This is a genomic window from Bradyrhizobium shewense (genome assembly GCF_900094605.1).
Taxonomy (GTDB): Bacteria; Pseudomonadota; Alphaproteobacteria; order Rhizobiales; family Xanthobacteraceae; genus Bradyrhizobium; species Bradyrhizobium shewense.
In genome coordinates this window covers 30,204-52,808 of record NZ_FMAI01000037.1, presented here as the reverse complement: position 1 = coordinate 52,808, position 22,605 = coordinate 30,204, and the positions used below count along the sequence as shown (strand labels likewise).

The following is a 22,605-nucleotide window of genomic DNA, read 5'->3' as shown; positions in this document are numbered from 1 at the left end:
GCGCCTACGACAGCGCCCCGAGCACGCCGCGCGTCGCCTTGTCGATCTCCTCGACATAGCGGCGGCGGGCGAAGTTTTCGGTGAGGAAGCCGACCACCTTGCGGCTGTCGGTGGAATCCACCACCGCCAGCATCTCGGCTTCGGCCTCGTCGAACACCGCCATCGCCGACTTCACGTTCATTTCCGGGATCAGCACGATGTCGATCAGGCGGGCAAGCTCGATCACCTGGATGTCGTCGGCGATGGTGTCGAGGTCGCTGGAGAACAGGTCCGGCAGCAGGACCAGGCCTACATATTCGTCGGAATTGTTGACGATGACGATACCGGGCCGCGATCCCAGCGCGAACTCGCTGCGGACGGCGGCGATCGTCGTGGTCGAGGGCACCTTGCCGACGTCGGAGCGCATCAGCCGCTCGACGGTGAGATTGCGCAGCCAGCCGACGTCATTGGCGCTGCGGATGGTCTCGCCGCGCAGATGCAGGCGCCATGTCGAGAAGGAGTGGCCGAACATGAAGCGGACGCAGATCGAGGTGACAATGCAGCCGGCCAGCACCACGGCGGTGACGTCGACATTGCGGGTCATCTCGAGCACCAGGAACGACATGGTCAGGGGGCCGCCGACGATGGCGACACCGAGCGTCGCCATGCCCGTCAGCATCGCCACCAGCGGATCGATCGCGAAGTTCGGGCTGATCAAGAGCAGCACCGCGGCAAAGAACTTTCCGATCAGGCTGCCGACGAACAGCGAGGCGAAGAACAGGCCGCCGCGGAAGCCGGAGGCCAGCGAGACCAGGCAGGCCGTCACCTTCAAGGCGATGATCAGCGCGATCAGGCCGATCGTCATGTCGTGAAAGAGATCGAGCACCATGGCGCCATGGCCGGCCGCCAGCACCTGCGGCGTCACGATGGCGAAGCCGCCGACGATGAGGCCCCCGATCACCGGCCGGAGCCAGATCGGCAGCCAGGCGAACAGGCGCTCAAACATCGGCGAGGAGCGCATCACGGCGATGCCGACGCCGCTGGTGATGAGCGCAAGCCCGATCAGGGCCAGATATTGCTCGACGCCGACGGCGCTGACCTTGGGTATCTCCAGCGAATATGGCGCGCCGCCGAGCCATTGCGCGGTCAACGCGCCGGCGAGCGAGGCCGCCAGGATCGGTGCCGCGCTGCCGACCGAATAGACGCCGACGATCAACTCACAGGCATAGAAGGCACCGGTGATCGGCGCGCCGAACGCCGCCGCGATCGCAGCCGCAGCGCCGCAGCCGACCATCAGGCGCAGATCGTTGCGGCGCAGATTGAAGAACTTGCCGAACAGCGAGGCGATCCCCGAGCCGATCTGGGTATAGCCGGCCTCGAGGCCGACCGAGGCGCCGCAGCCGTTGGAGATCAGCGTCTGGCTCGACACGATGACGCTGTCCCGCATCGACAGATTGCCGCCGCGCAGCGCGTTCGCCTCGATCGGATCGACCGCGTTCGAAATCTTCATCCGACGCCGCGACCACTCCATGATGCCAAGCGAAAGCCCACCCAGCGCCGGCGCGATCAGTGCCGCCCACGGGCTGACGCTCGCGTGGGCCGACAAGTGGACATCGACGGGAATTCCATAGATCACCACGTGCGCGATCTGCGCGATATGCGCCATCAGCGTCACCACCGCGCCGGCCAGCGTACCGATCACCAGCGACAGCGGGATCAGGTAGAACTCGTTGCTGCGCAAGAGGGCGCGCAGCCGAACCATGGTGCGGTTCGTCCCCTTGCGATCCACGAGATGCCTGATCCGCACGAACACCCTTCTGCCTGCCCTACCCTTCCGACAGGCCGTAGCCAGCCATGCGCTGGCGGACCCGCTCGATCTCGGCACTGGCGAGCAGCGGCGGCTGTCCGATCTGGAGGCAGCCGTGATATTGCCGTGCCAGCGTTTCGACCTCGACGGCGAGCCACATCGCCTTGTCCAGCGTCTTGCCGATCGCGATCATGCCGTGATGGTCCAGCAGGCAGGCAAGCCGCCCCTCCAGCGCCCGCACCGCATGTTCGGACAGCTCCGCGGTTCCGAACGTCGCATAGGGCGCACAGCGGATGCTGTCGCCGCCGGCCGCCGCGATCATGTAGTGCACCGGCGGAATCTCCATGCCCATGATCGCCAGGATGGTGCAATAGGTCGGATGGGCGTGCACGACGGCGTTGACGTCATCCCGCGACTTCAGGATGTCGCGATGGAAGCGCCACTCGCTCGACGGCTTCTGATCGGGCGCATGTGTGCCGTCCATGGCCATGAAGACGATCTGGTCCGGCGTCATGGCCTCATAGGGCACGCTGGTCGGCGTGACCAGGAGCCCGTCCACATGCCGGACAGAGATGTTGCCCGAGGTGCCCTGATTGATGCCGAGCGCGTTCATGCGCCGGCAGGCGTCGATGATGGCCTGTCTCTTGGCGAGCTCTTCCGCTGTCGTCGACATCCCGATTTCCTGACGATGGGCTTGTTAGACCGGGAGTACGTCAAAGCAATATGGCAGTGCAAGCGAAAGCGGCCCGGATCGGGTGCCACCTTGTCGCCCCTCCCGCCAAACCACGAAATCGACGGCAAAATCAACGAATTCACGGATTGTCGCAGCCCTATGGCAGACTGGTCCTGACCGCCGCAATCCCGTTGATCACGAACTGCACGGAATAGGCGGCGAGCAGCATGCCGAGGACGCGCGACAGCACCGCATTTCCGGTGCGTCCGAGGGTCTTCGCGATCAGGTGAGCCGAGACGAAGCACAGCATGCAGAGCAGGCAGACCGAGAGCACGACTGCGATGATGACCGCAAGCCTCGCCCCATAGCCGGCATCGCCCGAAAGCAGCAGCGTGGTCGCAATCGCACCGGGGCCGGCCATCATGGGGATGGCCAGGGGAAACACCGCGACATCGGAGGCGTGCTCGGACGTCGCCTTGTCGGCCTCGCGGGCCTCGCGATGCGGACGATCGCCGAAGATCATCTGGTACGACACGCCGAACAGCAGCAGCCCGCCGGCGATCTGGAAGGCGGGGACGCCGATCCCGAGCTGGCGCAGCAGCCAGTTTCCGACCAGCGCAATCACCACCAGGATCGAGGCCGCGATCAGCGGCGCGCGCAACGCGATAGTTCGTTTGACCTTGTCGGGCATGCCCCCGGTCGCGGCCAGGAAGGCCGGCGCAAGGCCGACCGGATCGACCACCAGCAGCAGCGTCACGAAGGCGGACAGGGCGAAGTCGAGCATGTGTCGGTGCGGTCCTTGGAGGCTGGAACGATGGCTGCCGGCCTGACTTAGCCCAGCAAAGCCGCTTTGGAAATCACTGGAGGCGACAATGAGCGACAGTGGAATCGGAATGCTTCTCGGCCAGCTCTCGGCCAACCTGCTCTGGCTCTGGTTCATCGGAGCCTTCGTGCTCGGCGGGGTCCTCGTCTATGGCGTGATGAAGGCCGGCCACCTCAAGCGCAGCGAGCGGGCGCAGCTCGATCGCAACACCGAGGCCCGACAGCGCCAGGAAGATCCCTACAAGCGCCCGACCTGAACGGTCGCCGCGCGCGCCGGTTGCAGTTTGGAACTTTCGTTCTCCAACCGGCTTTGATCGCCTGAGGATTGGGGAAGGAGATGCCTTCCCGTGTCACCTCAAGAGGAGGACATATGGCTAAACGAGCGAAGAAACGCGCACCCAAGAAGACCGCAGCGCGCCGACCGCGTCAGGCGCCGAAAATGCTCAGCGACCTGTTTCTGGAAACGCTGAAGGACATCTATTTCGCCGAGAACAAGATCATCAAGACGCTGCCGAAGATGGCCAAGGCCGCAAACTCGAAAGAGCTCGCGGCCGCTTTCAACAAGCACCTGCGTGAGACCCAGGGCCAGGTCAAGCGTCTGGACCAGATCTTCAAGATGCTGGGCAAGCCTGCACGCGGCAAGCCCTGCGAAGCCATCAACGGCATTACCGACGAGGGCGCCGAGATCATGAAGGAGTTCAAGGGCGCACCGGCGCTCGATGCGGGTCTGCTCGCGGCCGCGCAGGCGGTCGAGCACTACGAGATCTCCCGCTATGGCACCTTGCGCACATGGGCCGAGGAGCTCGGCATGCAGGACGCAGCAAGGCTGCTTCAGGCGACGCTGGAGGAAGAAGAGGCGACCGACCATACGCTGACCGAGCTCGCCACCTCGGTGATCAACCTCGAGGCAGAAGAAGATTACCGCGCCGCGGCCTGATGCGGTGCCCGCTCCATGACAGAACGCCGCGGCCAAAGCCGCGGCGTTTGCTTTTTGGGCCAAAGCCGCGGCGTTTGCTTTTGCGATCGCACGACGGCGCATGGCACGTCAGCGCCACTGCACTGGATTTCCCGGGAACCAGCCCCATATGCAGGCTTTCCCACCCCTGAGCCCGCATCATGCAACCGAAAAATCCCCTCGACTGGATGCTGTCCGAAGCCCTGGACCAGTTGACGCGCGCCGAGCGGCTGCGCCAGCAGTTCGGCCGCCAGGAAGCCTGCTGGGAGCCGCCGATCGATGTGCTCGAAACCGAGCACGAGCTGCTGATCCTGGTCGCGCTTCCCGGCGTCAATCCGGACAATGTCGAGACGGTCATTCATGACGGCGTGCTCGTCGTCTCCGGCCAGCGCACGCTTCCGCCGGAGCTTCGCAACGCCCGCATCCACCGGCTCGAACTGCCGCAGGGGCGTTTTGAGCGCCGCATTGCGCTTCCACTCGGCCGCTACGCCATCAGCCGCTTCGTGATGGACGGCTGCGTCGCGCTACGCCTCGCCAAATCCTGAGGTCGATCATGGCCACCGAACAGATGAACAACGAACAGACCAATAACGACGTGAAGATCCCCGACGACGCGCTGATCATCATCGCGGTACGCGACATGGTGCTGTTTCCCGGCGCGATCGGGCCGATCGCGATCGCGCGGCCGAAATCGATCGCGGCGGCGCAGCAGGCGCTGCGCGAGCAGCGGCCGATCGGCATCGTCCTGCAGCGCAATCCCGAAGTCGACGATCCCACGCCGGACGATCTCTATCGGGTCGCGACCATCGCCAACATCGTGCGCTACATCACCGCGCCCGACGGCACCCATCACATCGTCTGCCAGGGCGTGCAGCGCGCGCGCATCCTCGACTTCCTGCCGGGGACGCCGTTCCCGGCCGCGCGGATCCAGCAGATTCCGGAGCCGACCACCACTTCGCCGGAGATCGAGGCGCGCGCGCTGAATCTGCAGCGCCAGGCGATCGAGGCGATCGAGCTGCTGCCGCAGGCGCCGCCTGAGCTCGCCGCGATGTTCCAGGGCACCACCGCGCCCGGCGCGCTGGCGGATCTGGCGACCTCGTTCATGGACATCAAGCCGCTGGACAAGCAGGAGGTGCTAGAGACCATCGACCTCGCCTTGCGCGTCGAGAAGGTGTCCAAGCATCTGGCCGAGCGGCTGGAGGTGCTGCGCATCAGCAATGAGATCGGCCAGAAGACCCGCGCCAGCTTCGACGAGCGACAGCGCGAGGCGATCCTGCGCGAGCAGATGGCAACCATCCAGCGCCAGCTCGGCGAAGGCGACGGCAAGGCGGCCGAGGTCGCCGAGCTGACGTCTGCCATCGCCAAGGCCAACATGCCGCCGGAGGCGGACGCGCACGCCAAGAAGGAGCTACGCCGCTACGAGCGCATGCCGGAGGCCGCCGGCGAAGCCGGCATGGTCCGCACCTATCTCGACTGGCTGATCGAGCTGCCCTGGGCGCTGCCCGCGGAGAAGCCGATCGACATCAAGGAGGCGCGAGCCATCCTCGACGCTGATCATTTCGGCCTGGAGAAGATCAAGGGCCGGATCATCGAATATCTGGCGGTGCGCAAGCTCGCCCCGCAGGGCAAGGCGCCGATCCTGTGCTTCGTCGGCCCGCCCGGCGTCGGCAAGACCTCGCTCGGCCAGTCCATCGCGCGTGCGATGGACCGCCCCTTCGTGCGCGTCAGCCTTGGCGGCGTGCATGACGAGGCCGAGATCCGCGGTCACCGCCGCACCTATATCGGTGCGCTGCCCGGCAACATCATCCAGGGCATCAAGAAGGCTGGCAGCCGCAACTGCGTCATGATGCTGGACGAGATCGACAAGATGGGTCGTGGCGTGCAGGGCGATCCGTCAGCCGCCATGCTGGAGGTGCTCGACCCCGAGCAGAACGGGACGTTCCGGGACAATTACCTGGGCGTGCCCTTCGACCTGTCGCGGGTGGTGTTCATCGCGACCGCCAACATGCTGGACCAGATCCCGGGTCCGCTGCTGGACCGCATGGAGCTGATCAGCCTCGCCGGCTACACCGAAGAGGAGAAGCTGGAGATCGCGAAGCGCTATCTGGTGCGGCGACAATTGGAGGCCAACGGCCTTTCGGCCGAGCAGGCCGAGATCGAGCCGGAGGCGCTGAAGCTGGTGGTCAAGGGCTACACCCGCGAAGCCGGCGTGCGTAACCTCGAGCGCGAGATCGGCAAGCTGTTCCGGCATGCCGCGGTGCAGGTCGCCGAGGGCACGGCCACGAAGGTCGTGGTGGGGGCGAAGGACATCGCCACCGTGCTCGGCCAGCCGCGCTTCGAAGGCGAGATCGCGCAGCGCACCAGCATTCCGGGCGTGGCCACCGGCCTTGCCTGGACGCCTGTCGGCGGCGACATCCTGTTCATCGAGGCGTCGCGTGTGCCCGGCCGGGGCGGCATGATCCTGACCGGCCAGCTCGGCGAGGTCATGCGCGAGAGCGTGCAGGCTGCGCTGACGCTGGTGAAGAGCAAGGCCACGCAGCTCGGCATCGATCAGTCGGTGTTCGAGAAGAGCGACATCCACGTTCACGTTCCGGCGGGCGCAACCCCGAAGGACGGACCGAGCGCGGGCGTTGCGATGTTCACGGCGCTGACGTCCCTGCTCACCAACCGCACGGTGCGCAGCGACACCGCCATGACCGGCGAGATCTCGCTGCGCGGCCTAGTGCTGCCGGTCGGCGGCATCAAGGAGAAGGTGGTGGCGGCTGCGGCCGCCGGCCTGAAGCGGGTGATGCTGCCGGCGCGCAACAAGCGGGACTATGACGACATCCCGAAGAGCGCTCGGGACAGCCTCGAATTCATCTGGCTGGAGCGCGTCGACGAAGCCATCGCCGCGGGGCTCGAGCCGGCCGAGGTCAAGGTCGAAGCGGCGGAGTGAAGGCCATGAAGAAACTTCTGGAGAAGGCGAAGAGATCGCGGACGGCGCAGCGGCTGCGCCAGTTGCTCGATCGCGCGATCGACCGGGTTCGCGATCGGATGCCGGCGCCAGGACTAGGTTCATGGCCGCAGCTTCAACCCATTCCGGTCCGGGTGAAGCGCCGCAAGGGTTGAGCCCTCCGTCTCAGGCCCTCGCGGCTGCCCCAATCAAAAGGCCCCCTCCGACCGAGGGGGCCTTTGCGTTGTTAGCCCACGGCGTCCTTGGCCGCCTTGACCGGGCGGGCGCGGACGATCTTGCGGGCCGGCTTGGCCTTGAACATCATCTCTTCACCCGTGAACGGGTTGGTGCCCTTGCGCGCCTTGGTCGCGGGCTTCTTGATGACCACGAACTTGGCGAAGCCCGGCACCAGGAACAGGCCGTTCTTCTTGAGCTCCTTGTGACCGACGTCGGTCAGCGTCTCCATGACGTTCTTGACGTCGCGCTTGGAAAGCTCGGTGGCGGTCGCAATCTTTTCGATCAACTGCGATTTGGACATTTGGGTTGGCATCGTGTCTCCTCTGATTCGTTGCCGGTTGCATATTAGACCAACCGGCGAAGGCCTATAGCCTTCTGCACAGTTTTGTCGCGGTTTTACGGGCTTTTTTGGCCCTCAGCGGCAAAAAACCCTGCTTTTTAGCTACTTCCGGAGCGGGAGAAGCCTCGGGCAGCGGATTTTACCTTGTTTCAAAGGCCCGCACGCAACCTTGCTAAAGCTGATTCGCCGCTTTCGACAAGCGACGAGGTGCCTCTTTGTGCGCGGAGAAGCGCGTTTCGCCCTAGAAAATAAGGCTAGATCGTCGCGTTGTGGCGTCTCACCTGCTCCCTCACCCTATTCCCACAGGGGGCGCGGCGAGCTTCGCCCGCGCTAGATACGCTCGATGATGATGGCCGGAGCCATGCCGCCCGCGGCGCACATGGTGACGAGACCACGCTTGAGGTCGCGCCGTTCGAGCTCGTCGAGCACGGTGCCGATCAGGATCGAGCCGGTGGCACCGATGGGATGGCCGAGCGCGATCGAGCCGCCATTGACGTTGACCCTGGCGCGATCGAGCTTGAGGTCGCGGATATATTTTTCCGCAACCACTGCAAACGCCTCATTGATCTCGAACAGGTCTATGTCGTCGACGGTCAGGCCGGCCTTCGCCAGCACCTTGCGCGTGGCCGGCACCGGCGCGTTCAGCATCAGGGTCGGCGAGTCCCCCATGTTCGCCATCGCGACGACACGGGCGCGGGCTTTAAGGCCATGCGCCCTGGCGTAGGCGGGCGAGGCCAAGAGGATCGCGGCGGCGCCGTCGACAACGCCGGACGAGTTGCCGGCGTGATGCATGAAGTCGATCTCGAGATCAGGATATTTCTGCAGGATCAGGCCGCGATAGGTCGTGCCCTTGTCGTCGAGCGCATAGTCGGCGATCGCCGGGAAGGCCGGCTTCAGGCTGCCGAGGCCCTCCATCGTGGTCTGCGGCCGCGGATACTCCTCGTGGTCGAGCGCGAGGCTGCCGTCTTCGCGATGGACGGGCACGAGGCTCTTATTGAAGTGGCCGTTCGCCATAGCATGCGCTGCGCGCTTCTGGCTCTCCAGCCCGAGCGCGTCGACGTCCCTTCGCGTGATGCCTTCCAGCGTCGCAATCGCATCCGCGCAGACGCCCTGATGCGATTGCGGATGCCGCGCGCGCAGGCGCAGATTGCCGCCGTCCATCATCATCGGGCCGCCGCCGCGGCGTCCTTCCATCGACATCATCTCGCAGCCGCCGGCAATGACGAGGTCTTCCGCGCCCGCCATGATCGAGGATGCCGCCATGTTGACGCTGGTGATGCCGCTTCCGCAGAACCGGTCGAGCGTCACGGCGCTGGCGCGCACGTCATAGCCGGCATCGAGCGCCGACATCCGCCCGAGATCGCCGCTTTGGGTCGCGACCTGCGCGCTGCAGCCCCAGACGATGTCGTCGACATCGGCGGTGTCGATGCCGGTGCGCGTCGCGAGCGCGCGCAGCACGGTGGCGCCGAGCTGCTGCGGATGAATTCCCGAAAGTGCGCCCTTGCCGGCCTTGCCGACGCCGCGCGGGGTCCGGCAGGCATCGATGATCAGCGCGTCAGCCATTGGCGTTGTCCTCTTGTTGTGGGTTGTTGAGGACGGTTCTGAATAAGGGGAAGAGGAGAGTCAATGCGCGGCTGCTGCACTCCCTCTCCCCGTTCTTACGGGGTCGGGACGAGCTACGCTCGCCCTGAGAGGGTTGGGGTGAGGGGCTGCCTCGGCAAAAACGGTAACAGACGGACTCGCGGAGGCTCCCCCTCACCCGGATTTTCCGCTCCGCGTAAAATCCGGCCTCTCCCCGCACGCGGGGGAGAGGCGAGGACATCACGCCCCCGCCGCGTTCTTCGCGATCACGTTGCGATAGAAGCTGGCGCTGAGTTTCGGCGTGCGGACCTGGGTGTCGAAATTAACGTGGTACAGCCCGAAACGCTTGTTGAGCCCATACACCCACTCGAAATTGTCCATCAGGCTCCAGAGGAAATAGCCGCGCACCGGCACGCCCTCGGCGGTCGCCCGCTGGAGCTGGGCGAGATAGTTGCGCAGGTACATGATGCGGTCGGTGTCGTAGATCTTGCCGTCCGGCGTGACGACGTCGTCGCCGGAGGCGCCGTTCTCGCTGATATAGATCGCATCCGTTTTCCAGATCTTTGCCGCCAGCTTCGGCACCCAATAGAGCGTCTCCGGCCCGACGCGCAGCCAGTCCGAGTTCATGTGCGGGAACGATTTCGGGATCGGCAGCGGCATGAAGCCCGCGCCCTGGTCGGAGGCCACCACATAGTTCTGCGGTGCGTAGATGTTGAGGCCGAGGAAATCGACCGGCGAGGAGATGATCTTCAGCTCCGCATCGGTGTATTTCGGTGCGTTGGGGCCGGCGAATTTCAGGAAGGCGTCGGTGTAGCGGCCCGTCATGATGACGTTGAGATAGCCGGCATTCATCTCGCGCAGCGCGATCTCCGCGGCACGGACGTTCTCCGGCGTGTCGATCGCGGGCGCGCAGGCATCGATGTTCTCGGCCGGCCCCACTCTGGTGCCGCGGCGGCCGTGGGCGCGCACCGCCTGCACCGCGAGCCCGTGCGCCAGCGCGCTGTTGTGCCTGATCTGGTTGACCTCGGCTTGCGGCAGCGTCTCACCCGGCGCGTCGATGCCGATGCCATAACCGAAATAGACGAAGCGGCCGCTCTCGTTCAGCGTGAACACGTTTTTGACGCGGTCGGTCAGATGCTCGGCGACGTAGGCGGCGTAGTCGCCGAAGATCTTGCAGGTTTCGGTCGAGCGCCAGCCGCCGAAGCGATCCTGCAGCGATTGCGGCAGGTCCCAATGATAGAGCGTCAGCCACGGCTCGATGCCGTTCTTCAGGAGTTCGTCGATGAGACGGTTGTAGAAGTCGAGCCCTTTCGGATTAGGCTTGCCGTCGCCGTCCGGAAACAAGCGCGGCCAGGCCACCGAGAAGCGGTAGGCCTTGCAGCCGAGCGCCTTGATGAGCGCGATATCCTCCTTGTAGCGGTGATAGTGCTCATTGGCGCGGTCACCATTGGTGCCGTCCTCGATCTTGCCGGGGATGCGCACGAACTTGTCCCAGATCGAGGCCCCTCGCCCGTCCTCGTTGACCGCGCCCTCGACCTGATAGGACGAGGTCGCCGTGCCCCAGACAAAGCCCGCCGGGAAACCGCTGCCGCTGCGCGGCGGCGATGCCGGCCTGGCGTCGACGAGATCAAGCGGGCTTGTCACCCCCGCTGCGGACAACCCCGCGAGCTTCGCGAACCGGCGACGCGAGACCTTGTCCGACATTGATGCTGCTCCTGAGATGATTGCTGCGGCCGCACAATGGCGGGTGGCGAGCGGTTTGAGAAGCGAGGTTTCAGGGTAGCAGAATGCGGAATTGCGGTGTCAAACCCGTCGAACGACCGGACACCTGCAATTGGGCTTCGCAGCCGAAAGGGCGTGGCCACATCCAGTATCGATATGCCTGAAGAGGCACGGAAAGGCCCACCCCGATCTACAGGCCGGCGCGTGCTGCGTCATGCCGCGTCCAGCGCCTTCAACTCGTCAGCCGCAGCGATGATCGCACCCCGAATCTTGACGAAATATTCCGCATCGATCCGCGACGCGAGCCAGTCCAGCTCGCCCGTATGGCCGTGCTCATTCACCTTGCGGACCACGCCTTCGCTGATCAGCACGTTGAGGCAGCGCCGGACGTTCGAGCGCGGGAGCCCGAGATATTTGGAAACGTCGGAAGCCGTACGCGGCGGTGCGCCGAGCTCGTCGCTCACGCGAATCATCATCGCGACCAGCAGCTCTTCAAACACCGCGCCGAGGTGCTTGCGAGGATAGCCGCTGCGCATCGCCACGAAGCACGTCACCAACAACCTGCCGACAATCGCCGATTGCTTCTCGCGCTTCGTCACTGCTGCATCTGAATTGCTTGGGATTTCTCCGGCCATTTTCGCCACCATTGTCTTCGCTCGCGATTGTGTTTAGCTGGCGCATGCTTCGGTCGCAAATGAAGCTCTGTTAAGCTGGGAGCACATGGCTCATGCGTCGGCGTCTCAGACAGACTTTCGCGAACGAAACGGTCTTTACGGTTATTGTGACCTGTTTCGGGCTTTTGCCGGTCGCCGTATTGCTGGTCGCTCTCTTCGTTAGGTAATCCTCCAATCCTACTCTTCGGTAAGGCGCGGATCGGCAGACACAATAGCGTCACTTTCGGCGTCGGATGAAACCCTTTCGGGCTTTAGGGCCGACCTGCTCCGATTGCGCTGACCACGACCTGCATGAGCCACGCGATGCCGGCGTCTCTCATCGCCGCCTTGGTTGCGATCGCGCGGATCGCATCCGGTTTACGCGCAAAAGGCAGCTCGACGAACACCAAGCCGAAACGGCCGGCGTGGTGCTCCACCAATCGGCGCGGCAATGCTGCGATCAGATCAGATCCTGAAAGCTGGACGAGCGCCATCATGAAATTCGGGACGGTCAAGGCGATGCGGCGCTCGAGGCCCCGCTTTGCCAACATCTCATCGACAAAGCCGCGCGCCTCGCCGCTGAGAGACACCAGCAGGTGCTGTGAGTGCGAGAATGCAGCACGGGTGGGCGCTTTTGCGAGGGGATGTCCCTTGCGCATGGCCAGCACGAAATCCTCGTCGTAGAGCCTGCGCGCCTCGAATCGCGGCGATACCGCCGGCAGCGGCAGCATTGCGACATCGAGCTCGCGTCTTTCGAGCATATCGAGGCTTTGGTGCCAGGGCTCCCCGATCGCGCCGCCGCGCGGCGCAGGCATCAGGTGGATCAGGGCGAGGTCGATATGGGGGGCCGCAGTCGCGATCGATCGCAGGAGCTGAACGGATGTCGAGACCAGTACGGCATCGGGGGCGCCAATCGTGAACCGGCGGCGGCTCTTCGCGGGGTCGAACGGTGCAGCCGAGCCGATCAGCTGTTCGATGCGCGCGATGATCTCGGTCACGGGCTCCTCGAGCTCCAAGGCCCGCGCCGTTGGAACGACGCCCTTGGGTGTCCGCAGAAACAGCGGATCGTTCAGCAGGAGACGGAGCCGGCCAAGCGCATGGCTGACAGCCGACGGCGTCAGGCTCAGCCGGCCCGCAGCACGCGCGACATGACGTTCTTCCAGAACCACGCGGAAGAGCACGAGGAGATTCAGATCGATTCTGGATAGATCAATTTGGTTCAGCATGATGCTGAAATCATATCGCTGGATTCATCAAGTTCAAGGTCTCATGGATGGGTCGCTCGTCGTTCGATCAGGAGACCTGAAATGACCAAGAGACCGCCCGGTGTGAACAATTGGCCAGACCGGCAGGAGAAGATGTCGCGGCGCTCGATGATGGCCGCCACGGCTGCAATTCCGCTGTCCGTTCAGCTTTCAGGCGATGAGGCCGTCGCAAACGACGCGATAGCCAGCCTCGTCGAACGCGCTCGCGCGAAGAATGCCGCGTTCATGCGTGGCGACATGGATCGCTGGCTCCGGCTCGTCCGCATCGCGCCGGATTTCACGTTGATGCAGCCCTTCGGCGGGCCTGCCAGTCGCGGATTCGACGCGAGCCCCAAACGCCTGGCCGACCTGTCACGATACTTCAGGGAAGGCGAAACCGAGCTCGAAGTCTTGCAAACCTATGCATCGGACGCGCTCGTCGTTCTCGTCATGATCGAACACCAGCGGGCCGAAGTGGGCGGATTGCCGGCTCAAGACTGGTCGCTGCGCGTGACCGAGGTCTACCGCAAGGATGGCACGGATTGGCAACTCGTGCACCGTCATGCCGATCCGCTGGTCCGAAGCATCACCTTGCAACAAGCCGCGATACTCGCCCGGGGCTGGCTGGAGGACAAATGATGTCCCTCGCTTCGCTGGAGCCAGCCGGCCAGCTGGCTCGTGACGTCACGCATCGCGATCCAAAATTTTCAGCGCGAACGCTTCGGCAGCTTTGGCAGCTTGTCGGGATTGAATGCCGGGAACTGCTCGGCTCGTTCACTTGCCGGCGGCTGCTGTTCGGTCAGAATGAGCGTGCCCTTGAGGATCATTCCCGGCACTTGTTGGGCCGTCGCGGTGTAAGTCGCGATCTTGCCGGGGCAGTTTCCCTCGATGTCCAGGGTGAGTTCGTCTTCCACGCCGAAGACCGTTGCACGTCCGTCGGTGTGACGCTTCGTTGATACGGTGGCGGTGAAGCGATCTCCGTCGACCCGGCACGAGCCGTGATAAGTCATCAGGCTGTCACGGCCCCAGATCTGCCCGTCTGCGACATGGACGATCCCAGTGCCTTGGTCGATCGGCGTCTTGTACCACGCCGCATATGTGCCGTCCTTCAGCATGGGAGCAGTCTCCTAGACATTCCCACGCAACAATCCGCATGATTAGCGCTAAGAAACCGTTAATCACGCGGCCCGTGCCAATCCGGCCTTTCCTTGCGCAGCTCGGCTTCAAGCTCCTCGACGATGCCGTGAAGCAGGCACGCGGCAAGCGGATCCGTCACCTCCCGCTCCAAGCGCCGATAACGTGCGATCTGGCACTCCTGCTCCATCAATTGGCGCTCTGTCATCACACGGGCCCTCCGACGAACTGACGCGGAGACAGCCAAGCAGTTGCATTAAAATTTTCAGATCATTTGACATGGTTTCCGGTTGGTAAAGACGACGCAGCCGCGGGCCAACCTCGCAACGGCGGCCCTCCTCTAGGAGACCAGACGAAGCCAGACGTCTCTGCTTGCCAGCGTGCCGTTCGGCGTGGCGATCTCCATATCCACGACGTGGAGGGAGCCGGGCTCGTCTCCATAGATGTACCTGAGGTGCCACACGGGACCCAGGTCTGGTGAAATGACAAAATCGTCCAATCCGTCGGTGATATCTCGAACGGCCTCGCGATGCGTCAAAGGCCCAGAAAACATCGCATCGATCAGGTCGGCGAGGCTCATGCCCTCGACGAGCATAAGTCGCGCGACCTCGTCACCGTAGACGTGCCGAAGCGCTGAAACGATAGCAGCGACGGCATCCGGATTCTTCAACGCCACAGCAAAGCGAGCCTCCGAGCCCATCATGCCGGAGGCGGGATATTCTGCAAGCTCAGCGTGCGCTATCGCGGAACAGGAGGCGCTGCCTCCGGCCGCGGCGCTCGGAGCCGATGCTTCAGCCGCTGGCCTTGCACGGCGCCCGTGCCTAGAACGTCACCCGCATCCCCGCGTAGAACGCACGGGGCCTTGCCGGGCTCAGCGAGCGCGGGTCGGTAAACTCGGCACCGCCGTTGGTGAAGTTGGGCAGGGCGTCACGGTCGAAGAACTGTCCGTAGGTCGCGTAGCGCTTGTCGAAGATGTTGTCGATCTTGCCGTAGAGCTGGATGTTCTTCGCCACCTGGTAGGAGGTGTGGAGGTTGAACACCGTATAGGACGGCAGCTTCGCGAACTGGTTCGACTCGTCGCCGACCAGGTATTGGCTGGAGACGAACAGCGCGTTGCCGCCGACCTTCCAGACGTCGGTCACGGCATAGTCGATGCCGACCTTGATGCGGTGGCGCGGGATCGCGGGAAGCTGGTTGCCGGGTGAGACCCGGATGGTCTCGGTGGTCGGATCGGCAAACGGGCTTTCGGAGCCAAGCTCGAGCGGGTCGAGGAAGCGCGCGTCGACGAACGCATAGCTCGCCTGGAACTGGAGCGTGGGCGACTTGATGTTGACTTCGGCCTCGAGGCCCTGCCGCCTGGTACGGCCGACATTGGAGAAATAGCCGAAGCCGGTCCGTCCGACCGCGGGTATCGCGACGATGTCGTCGTTATTGGTGGCGCGGAAGCCGCCGATCTTCCAGCCGAGCGTGCCGATGTTCAGTTCCTTGGTGCCGCGCAGGCCGGCTTCAACGGTCCTGGATATGACCTGCTTCAATGGCGGATCGGAGACCAGAAACGCCGCGATGAGACAGGGGCGGGCTGGATCGGAGCAGCCGAGCTCGAGCGGCGTCGGCACGCGGTTGGCCTCGGAATAGCCGGCATAGGCGGTCAGCCCCGGCGTGATCCTGTAAGTGCCCCCGATCACCGGATTGAAGCGGGTGAAGGTGTGATCGCCGTTGAGATCGGTTCCGAGCTGATCCTCCAGCGTGATGCGCGCGACATTGAAACGGCCGCCGCCGGTGATGGCGAAGGCGTCCGTGACGTTGAACGTGTCCATCGCATACAAGCCGTTATATTGGTTGACGGTCCGCAGCGAGACCGGACCGGCAACTGTTTCCGGCTGACCGGTCGGCCCCAGGAAGAGGCCGCTGCCGCTGACGACGTAGTTTTCACCGATCGAGCCGATCTCGGCGGTGGCGTTGTAGCGCGTCACGCTGGCGTCGTAAGTCGCGCCCATCACGAAGCGATTGTCATGCCCGAACAGTTGATCGGTGTTGGTGGCCTGGCCTGACACACCGAAACTGGTCGAACGGATCGTGCTGCGGTCGATCTCGCCGAGGATGGTCCCCAACGGATACGGATTGACGAGCTGCGCGCCGTTGGTGCCATTCGCCGGCGTCGTATCGTCGCCGAAGCACAACAGCCCCAAGGCGGCGCATTCCTGCACGTCGGTCGGATTGCCGTCGACGAGCTTCTGCTCGTACCTGCGCACATGCGCGGTGCCTTCGAGCGTCCAGGTCGGCGTCGGATCGGCCTTTCCGGTCAGGTTGAGATAGCCGACGCGGTTGGAGGTGGTCTGCGGCGTGGTGTAGGTCGCGCCCCAATATTTGTCGAGCAGCTCGGCTGGAACGGTGGCGCTGGCGCCGAAATCGTTCTTGGCGACGCCCATATTGGCGTGAAATTCGCTGTCGCCTGCCTTGTAGCCGACATCGCCATAGAAGCGCCGCACGGTTGATTGCGAAAAATTGCGGAAACCGTTGTCGCGCAAGCCTTCGAGCGCGGCATAGACGCCGTAGTTCTTGTCGACCTGCTTGCCCCATTGCGCCGAGCCCTGGACGCGGCCGAACGAGCCGCCCATCACGTCGATCTCGGCGCCCTGATAGGTGAAGCCGTCCTTCATTTGCAGGTTGATGGCGCCGCCCAGCGCGTTGAGGCCGAAGGCGGGATTGTTGGTCACCAGCGTCACCGACCTGATGGCGGCGGTCGGGATCAGGTCCCAATTGACGGCGTCCGAGAAGGCTTCGTTGATGCGGACGCCGTTCTGGTACACGGCAAGGCCTTGCGGCGTGCCGGTCACGGGCGAAGCCACAAAGCCGCGGAATTCGACATCGGGCTGGAACGGATTGCCGGTGACCTCGGTGATGTTGACGCCGGCGATGTTGTCGCGCAGCGCGTCGGTGACGTTCAGCGAGCCGGTGCGCTTGATCTGGCTGGCATCGACGGCGTTGATCGCCGACGGGACCTTGTCGACATCGAGACCCCTGCCGGTGCCCGGCGCGGTCGGATAGACATAGATGCGGGTCCGGGGACTGGCGGACGAGGCTGCCCCGATATGCGCAACCGGTCGCACCGGCGCAGTACGTCTCGCCACCGACGGCGGCGGCGCCGCCACTTCGACCGGCGGCAGATTCTGGACGTTGGTCTCCTCGTCCTGCGCGGCCCCGGCGGGGCTCGCCAAGACCACCCCGGACACCAGACCGGTCGACACCGAGGCCATCAACAAACGACGCTTGAACGAAAGAACCTTGCCCATCCCCGCCTTCCCATCCGTGACCACCGGCTGTTTTGATTTTCGCCGATTGGTCGGAACGAGTGTATTCGGCAGTCGCAATCCCGCCAGCCACAAAAGGTCGGGCAATATCGGCTCCCGTTTTCCCGACCAAATCGGGAATTATTCCCGATCGCTTCGGGAGCGGTCAGGCGGCCGCGGTCGGAACCAGCGCTTCCACGGTCAATCCGCCGTCGCCGGAGACAACGTTGAGCGTGCCGCCCAGCGCCAGAATCCGCTCGCGCATGCCGACGAGGCCGAAGCCGAGCTTCTGGCCCGGCTCCATGCCACGGCCATTGTCGCTGACCCGCACCCGGGCGCAAAAGCGACCGTCCTGCGCCATCTGCTGCGCCGGCTCGATGACGACATTGACCGAGGTCGCGCCGGCGTGGCGGAACACGTTGGTGAGCGCCTCCTGCACGATGCGATAGATGGTGAGATCGGCGGTCTCCCCGGTGACCCCCAGCGACGGCGAGATCACGGTCTCGATGGCGACATCGGGATGCGACTCCCGCCACAGCCGCGACAGCGATTCGAGCGCCTGGCGCAGCCCGAGCTCGGCAAGGCCGACGGGGCGGAGGCGCTCCAGCACGCGGCGGTTAAACTGCTGCAGCGCGTTGATCTGCTCCAGCATGGCGCTGCCATGTTTTCGCACCGCCTCCGCATTCGGGACGCGTCCATCCGCCTGCTTCGCCAGCGCGCCGGCATGCGCCCGCAGCGAGAACAGATACGGCCCGAACTCGTCGTGGAGCTCGCGCGCGATCTCCTTGCGCTCGATGTCCTGGAGCGACACCGCCCGCTCGGCGAGGCGCCGCTTGTCCTCGACCGCCTCACCGAGGGTTGCGGCAAGGTGGTTGAGCTTGGTGCAGATTGCAGCGAGCTCCGGCGCGCCGCCCGGTGCGACGCGGGCCTCGTAATGTCCGCCTTCGAGCTTCCCCATTGCCTCGGCCAGAGACTGGAGCGGGGCCAGCGCCCGGCCGACCACTTTCATCATCAGGAAAAACAGCGCCAGCGCGATCGCCGTGCCGACCTCGAGCTGAGTCACGATGCCGTCCCAGATCTCCGCGATCTCGTCATCGGGATGCGAGGTGATCAGGAGCGAGCCGGGCTTGCCACGGATCGAGACCGGCACGCTCACCGCGGTCTGCTCGGGATGGACCAGGCTGACGAACCAGGCCGGCGGCCCGCTTGTGTCGCTATCGGCATCAAGCCGGGGCGGCGCCTGCGCATTGCCGCCGGTGTCCCGAAGCGTGATGCTGACATGGCGCAGGCGGCTGAGATCGCGCGCGATCTGGTTCAGCCTCGCATCCGGATCTGGCGCCTCGTTGAGATCGGCAACGATCATCTCGATGAATTCGCGCGCGAGCCGGATCACGCTCTGGTCCTCGGCCTGCACGCGGGGACCTGCCTCCGCGACCTGGCGGCCGATATTGACCGCGAGCCCCAGCGCCAGCAGCAGTGCCAGCAGAAGGTTGATGCGCCCGCGCAAGGATAGATTTTGCCACATTGGTGTCGCCCGTGCCTCGCGAAGCCTCGCCCGCCGCTGTCCGATGACGTTGACAGCGGCGAAGCGGCGGATATCTAATCGGAAGCGTACAGCAATCCCGGCCGGGCGCGAAACAGGCCGGTGCTGTCACAAGGAAACGCCTATGCGCATTCTGATCGTCGACGATCATCCCATTGTCGCCTCCGGCTGCCGTGCCGTGCTGGCCGACGAGGGCGAGATCGAGATTCTCGAGGCCGCCGACGCCGAGGACGGCGAGTGCGTCTTCATCGTCGAGCGCCCCGACCTCTGCATCATCGACATCAACCTGCCGACCGTCTCCGGCTTCGAGCTCGCACGCCGCATCCTCGAGCGCGCGCCCGAGGCCCGCATCATCATGTTCAGCATGAACGACGATCCGGCCTTTGCCGCGCGCGCGATCGAGTGCGGCGCCAAGGGCTACGTCTCCAAGACCGGCGACCCCGACGACCTCGTCGAGGCGATCCGTGCTGTCGGCGGCGGCGGCACCTACCTGCCGAGCGCGATCGCGCGCAGCATCGCCTTCGCAGGACCGACGCTGGCGCAAAGCCCGCTGTCGAAGCTGAATGCGCGCGAGATGGAGATCCTGCGGCTGCTCAGCGCCGGCAAGAGCCTGTCCGAGATCGCCTGGCTGGTGCAATCGTCCTATAAGACGGTCGCCAACACCTCGTCCATCATGCGCCAGAAGCTCGGGGTGAAGACCTCGGTCGAGCTGGTGCGGCTGGCGATCGACAGCGGTGTTGCCTGACGCAGGCAGCTGCCACAAATTCGGTCACACAAGCGTTGCAATATTGATGTGGTGAGATGCCACGGAGTGAAGGCATGACGATTCAGACTGTCTCGACCAACAAATCCTACGGCGGCGTGCAGGGCGTGTATCGCCATGCGAGCCAGGCGACCGGAACCGACATGGTGTTCTCGGTCTATGTTCCGCCCCATGCCGACGGCGCCAAGCTGCCGGTGGTCTGGTATCTGTCCGGGCTCACCTGCACCCATGCGAACGTCACCGAGAAGGGCGAATTCCGCAAAGCCTGCGCCGAGCTCGGCCTGATCTTCGTCGCGCCCGACACCTCACCGCGCGGCGCCGACGTGCCGGGTGATGCCAACAACGCCTATGATTTCGGCTTAGGGGCCGGCTTCTATGTCGACGCCACGCAGGAGCCGTTCGCGCGCAATTATCGGATGTGGAGCTATGTGACCGAGGAGCTGCCAAAGCTCGTGGCGGGAAATTTTCCCGTCGACGCCAAGCGGCAATCGATCATGGGCCATTCGATGGGCGGCCATGGCGCGCTGACGGTGGCGCTGCGCAACCCGCACCGTTTTCGCGCCGCGAGCGCGTTCGCGCCGATCGTGGCGCCCTCGCTCGTGCCCTGGGGCACCAAGGCGCTGACCGGCTATCTCGGACCGAACAAGGACGCCTGGCGCGGCCACGACACGGTGGCGCTGATCGAGGACGGCGCGAAGTTTTCCGGCTTCCTGGTCGACGTCGGCGAGGCCGACAATTTCCTGAAAGAACAGCTCAAGCCGGAGCTGCTCGAAGCCGCCTGCACCAAGGCGGGCATCCCGCTGACGCTGCGGCGGCAGGCGGGTTATGACCACAGCTATTATTTCATCTCGACCTTCATGGGCGATCATCTGCACTGGCATGCGGAGAAGCTGAAGGGGTGATCTCCCTTCTTCCTTCTCCCCTTGGAGAAGGTGGCGCGAAGCGCCGGATGAGGGGTATCTATCCGCTCGCGCGACTGTTCGTGAGGACAGTATCGTAGGGTGGGCAAAGCGAAGCGTGCCCACGATTTCTCTCGAATCATTGATTGATCGTGGGCACGGCGCAAGTGCGCCTTTGCCCACCCCACGATTCCCAACTCGCTGAGAGAATATCCTACTCCCGCTTGCCGTAATTCGGCGCCAATAGCCGGTTGCGGATCAGGTAGCTCATCGTGCGGGTCCAGGCTTCATCCGTGTTGCCGCGCATGTCGGCGCTGGCGGCGGCGATCATGTTGCCGGTCTTCACGTCGCGCAAATAGATGTTGAGATTGATGATCAGGTTCGAGACCTTCTGCACCATGCCGGTGATCTCGAGGTCAGCGCCCAATTCGCCCGCGAGCTTGAGATCGCAGCCGCCGCAGGCCTGTAAGTTGGCGTGACGGGCGGCATCCCTGACCGGCGCGATGTCAAGCACCTGGAACCTGCCGGACTCCGTCAATTCCTTGCGCAGTTGCTCGCTGATAAGCACGAGCCGCGCCTCTTCGGGCCTGGAGCCGTAGAACTCCCCGGGCAGGCTGGTATCGATCAGCTCGAAATCGAACACGGCAAGCTTCGGTGGATCGGCGCGCGCGAGCGAAGGCGTCAACAGCAAAGCGGCGATCATCATCAATGCTCGCATGATCGTGATTCCAGGCCTCGCGCGCGCAGGGACGAAATGCGGGGTTGCATGCCCTGCCAAATCGGTCATGTTTGAAGCAGAGACAATTCTCCACCTGCGGTCAAGCCGGGGAGATCGTTCGGAGGAAACATGATCCGATGGTTGGTCGGCCTGATTGGCTTAGGTCTTGCTGCGACGAGCGCGCTCGCGGCGGAGCCTGCCCTGATCGGCGTCGGCTATCTCGGCCTCGCCGGCACCAGATCCACACTGTCGCTGGTCGAGCAGCCCGCGGAGAATGACGGCGTCGCCGGCGCGCGCCTCGCGATCGAGGACAACAACACCACCGGTAAATTCCTGGGCCAGCGGTTCGCGCTGGAAGAGCGCCGGATCAAGGAAGGCGAGGACGTCGTCCAGGCTGCGACCGCGCTCGCGGAGAAGAACGGCTTCATCATCACCGACCTGCCGGCCGACGCGCTGCTGAAAATCTCGGACGCCTTGCGCGACCGTGGCACGCTTCTGTTCAACGCAGGGGCGATCGACGAGCGGCTGCGCGAGGCCGATTGCCGTGCCAACGTGATCCACACCGCGCCGACACGGGCGATGCTGGCGGATGCGCTCGGGCAATATCTGGTCTGGAAAAAGTGGTCGCGCTGGCTGCTCGTGGTCGGCTCGCATGACGAGGACAAGCTGTTCGCGGACGCGCTCCGGCGCACCGCCACGCGGTTCGGCGCCAAGATCGTCCAGGAGAAAACCTTCGAGGACAAGGGCGGCGCGCGCCGCACCGATAGCGGCGTGACGCTGATCCAGCGCCAGATGCCGGTGTTCACGCAAGGCGCGCCTGCCTATGACGTGCTGGTCGCCGCCGACGAGAGCGAGGTGTTCGGCGCCTACCTGCCCTACCGCACCTGGGATCCCCGCCCCGTCGCAGGCTCGGCCGGCCTCGTGCCGCGCAGCTGGGACGCCGCGCAGGACCAATGGGGCGCGATCCAGATGCAGAACCGCTTCATGAAGCTGAATTCGCGGCGCATGACCGCGCTCGACATGCAGGCCTGGACCGCGGCCCGCATGATCGGCGAGGCCACCTCGCGCACCAATTCCAGCGACGTCAAGAAGGTGACTGATTTCATCAAGGGCCCGGACTTCTCGGTCGCCGCCTTCAAGGGCACGCGATTGACCTTGCGCGACTGGAATCTGCAGCTGCGCCAGCCGATCCTGCTGGTCGATGGCCGCATGGTGGTGTCGGTCTCGCCGCAGGAGGGTTTCCTGCACCAGGTCTCCGAGCTCGATACGCTCGGCTACGACCGCCCGGAGAGCAAATGCAAGCTGAAGTGAGA

Annotated in this window: 23 protein-coding genes and 1 pseudogene; 9 read left to right on the top strand and 15 right to left on the bottom strand. The window is 64.5% G+C overall.

Annotated elements, in window-relative coordinates; translation table 11 throughout:
- Positions 1-4 precede the first annotated feature (4 nt).
- The 3 genes from GA0061098_RS38660 to GA0061098_RS38650 all read right to left on the bottom strand — a co-directional run bounded on the left by GA0061098_RS38660 (position 5) and on the right by GA0061098_RS38650 (position 3,243).
- Entirely contained in the window at positions 5-1,792 is a 1,788-nt protein-coding gene (locus tag GA0061098_RS38660; RefSeq protein ID WP_091966681.1) for a chloride channel protein, read from the bottom strand.
- A 13-nt stretch (positions 1,793-1,805) separates the two neighbouring features.
- A complete protein-coding gene (locus GA0061098_RS38655) occupies positions 1,806-2,459 on the bottom strand; it encodes an L-fuculose-phosphate aldolase (RefSeq protein ID WP_091966679.1) in 654 nt (217 codons plus the stop codon).
- A gap of 157 nt (positions 2,460-2,616) precedes the next feature.
- Positions 2,617-3,243, bottom strand: a complete 627-nt coding sequence (locus GA0061098_RS38650; protein ID WP_091966677.1) for a MarC family protein — start codon at positions 3,241-3,243, stop codon at positions 2,617-2,619.
- A gap of 88 nt (positions 3,244-3,331) precedes the next feature.
- On the opposite strand from GA0061098_RS38650, the gene GA0061098_RS38645 reads away from it, so the two are divergent.
- From GA0061098_RS38645 to GA0061098_RS45435, 5 genes are all read left to right on the top strand, one after another.
- Entirely contained in the window at positions 3,332-3,538 is a 207-nt protein-coding gene (locus GA0061098_RS38645) for a hypothetical protein (RefSeq protein WP_091966675.1), read from the top strand.
- 113 nt (positions 3,539-3,651) lie between these two features.
- Complete coding sequence (locus tag GA0061098_RS38640; protein ID WP_091966673.1) at positions 3,652-4,218, top strand: YciE/YciF ferroxidase family protein; 567 nt, start codon at positions 3,652-3,654, stop codon at positions 4,216-4,218.
- A 179-nt stretch (positions 4,219-4,397) separates the two neighbouring features.
- Positions 4,398-4,781, top strand: coding sequence for an Hsp20/alpha crystallin family protein (locus tag GA0061098_RS38635; protein ID WP_028142669.1), 384 nt, complete (start codon positions 4,398-4,400; stop codon positions 4,779-4,781).
- Between the two features lie 8 nt (positions 4,782-4,789).
- Positions 4,790-7,171 carry an endopeptidase La gene (gene lon, locus GA0061098_RS38630; protein WP_091966671.1) on the top strand — a complete coding sequence of 794 codons (2,382 nt, stop codon included), beginning with the start codon at positions 4,790-4,792 and terminating at the stop codon, positions 7,169-7,171.
- A gap of 5 nt (positions 7,172-7,176) precedes the next feature.
- A complete protein-coding gene (locus tag GA0061098_RS45435; protein WP_165637888.1) occupies positions 7,177-7,344 on the top strand; it encodes a hypothetical protein in 168 nt (55 codons plus the stop codon).
- A 71-nt stretch (positions 7,345-7,415) separates the two neighbouring features.
- Here the strand turns inward: GA0061098_RS45435 and GA0061098_RS38625 are convergent, their stop codons facing one another.
- The 6 genes and pseudogenes from GA0061098_RS38625 to GA0061098_RS47310 form a co-directional block, all read right to left on the bottom strand.
- Positions 7,416-7,718, bottom strand: coding sequence for an HU family DNA-binding protein (locus GA0061098_RS38625; protein WP_018320691.1), 303 nt, complete (start codon positions 7,716-7,718; stop codon positions 7,416-7,418).
- 357 nt (positions 7,719-8,075) lie between these two features.
- Positions 8,076-9,308, bottom strand: a complete 1,233-nt coding sequence (locus GA0061098_RS38620; protein WP_091966669.1) for an acetyl-CoA C-acetyltransferase — start codon at positions 9,306-9,308, stop codon at positions 8,076-8,078.
- A 258-nt stretch (positions 9,309-9,566) separates the two neighbouring features.
- Positions 9,567-11,030, bottom strand: coding sequence for a GH1 family beta-glucosidase (locus tag GA0061098_RS38615; RefSeq protein ID WP_091966667.1), 1,464 nt, complete (start codon positions 11,028-11,030; stop codon positions 9,567-9,569).
- A 230-nt stretch (positions 11,031-11,260) separates the two neighbouring features.
- The gene (locus GA0061098_RS38610) at positions 11,261-11,695 is read right to left on the bottom strand and encodes a helix-turn-helix domain-containing protein (RefSeq protein ID WP_091966665.1); all 435 of its coding nucleotides are present in this window, start codon (positions 11,693-11,695) and stop codon (positions 11,261-11,263) included.
- A 278-nt stretch (positions 11,696-11,973) separates the two neighbouring features.
- The gene (locus GA0061098_RS38605; RefSeq protein ID WP_347337557.1) at positions 11,974-12,699 is read right to left on the bottom strand and encodes a LysR substrate-binding domain-containing protein; all 726 of its coding nucleotides are present in this window, start codon (positions 12,697-12,699) and stop codon (positions 11,974-11,976) included.
- A 78-nt stretch (positions 12,700-12,777) separates the two neighbouring features.
- A pseudogene (locus GA0061098_RS47310) lies at positions 12,778-12,927 on the bottom strand (LysR family transcriptional regulator); the annotation flags it as partial.
- A gap of 81 nt (positions 12,928-13,008) precedes the next feature.
- Here GA0061098_RS47310 and GA0061098_RS38600 point away from each other — a divergent pair.
- Positions 13,009-13,584 (top strand): YybH family protein, encoded by a 576-nt coding sequence (locus tag GA0061098_RS38600; protein ID WP_091966661.1) that lies wholly within the window; start codon positions 13,009-13,011, stop codon positions 13,582-13,584.
- A gap of 68 nt (positions 13,585-13,652) precedes the next feature.
- Here the strand turns inward: GA0061098_RS38600 and GA0061098_RS38595 are convergent, their stop codons facing one another.
- From GA0061098_RS38595 to GA0061098_RS38580, 5 genes are all read right to left on the bottom strand, one after another.
- The gene (locus GA0061098_RS38595) at positions 13,653-14,060 is read right to left on the bottom strand and encodes a hypothetical protein (protein ID WP_091966659.1); all 408 of its coding nucleotides are present in this window, start codon (positions 14,058-14,060) and stop codon (positions 13,653-13,655) included.
- Between the two features lie 59 nt (positions 14,061-14,119).
- On the bottom strand, positions 14,120-14,287 hold the full coding sequence (locus GA0061098_RS45430) for a hypothetical protein (RefSeq protein WP_165637887.1): 168 nt from the start codon (positions 14,285-14,287) through the stop codon (positions 14,120-14,122).
- A 132-nt stretch (positions 14,288-14,419) separates the two neighbouring features.
- Positions 14,420-14,782, bottom strand: coding sequence for a hypothetical protein (locus GA0061098_RS38590; RefSeq protein ID WP_091966657.1), 363 nt, complete (start codon positions 14,780-14,782; stop codon positions 14,420-14,422).
- A 118-nt stretch (positions 14,783-14,900) separates the two neighbouring features.
- Complete coding sequence (locus tag GA0061098_RS38585) at positions 14,901-17,372, bottom strand: TonB-dependent receptor (RefSeq protein ID WP_208610727.1); 2,472 nt, start codon at positions 17,370-17,372, stop codon at positions 14,901-14,903.
- Between the two features lie 163 nt (positions 17,373-17,535).
- Complete coding sequence (locus GA0061098_RS38580) at positions 17,536-18,894, bottom strand: histidine kinase (RefSeq protein ID WP_165637886.1); 1,359 nt, start codon at positions 18,892-18,894, stop codon at positions 17,536-17,538.
- Between the two features lie 142 nt (positions 18,895-19,036).
- Between GA0061098_RS38580 and GA0061098_RS38575 the strand changes: the two genes are divergently transcribed.
- Complete coding sequence (locus GA0061098_RS38575; RefSeq protein ID WP_018320706.1) at positions 19,037-19,657, top strand: response regulator; 621 nt, start codon at positions 19,037-19,039, stop codon at positions 19,655-19,657.
- A gap of 74 nt (positions 19,658-19,731) precedes the next feature.
- Positions 19,732-20,577, top strand: a complete 846-nt coding sequence (fghA, locus tag GA0061098_RS38570) for an S-formylglutathione hydrolase (protein ID WP_091966650.1) — start codon at positions 19,732-19,734, stop codon at positions 20,575-20,577.
- A 211-nt stretch (positions 20,578-20,788) separates the two neighbouring features.
- Here fghA and GA0061098_RS38565 read toward each other — a convergent pair whose 3' ends face one another.
- Complete coding sequence (locus tag GA0061098_RS38565) at positions 20,789-21,361, bottom strand: DUF3280 domain-containing protein (protein WP_091966648.1); 573 nt, start codon at positions 21,359-21,361, stop codon at positions 20,789-20,791.
- 60 nt (positions 21,362-21,421) lie between these two features.
- Here GA0061098_RS38565 and GA0061098_RS38560 point away from each other — a divergent pair, with 60 nt between their 5' ends.
- Positions 21,422-22,603 carry an ABC transporter substrate-binding protein gene (locus tag GA0061098_RS38560; protein WP_091966646.1) on the top strand — a complete coding sequence of 394 codons (1,182 nt, stop codon included), beginning with the start codon at positions 21,422-21,424 and terminating at the stop codon, positions 22,601-22,603.
- The last annotated feature ends 2 nt before the right edge of the window (positions 22,604-22,605 follow it).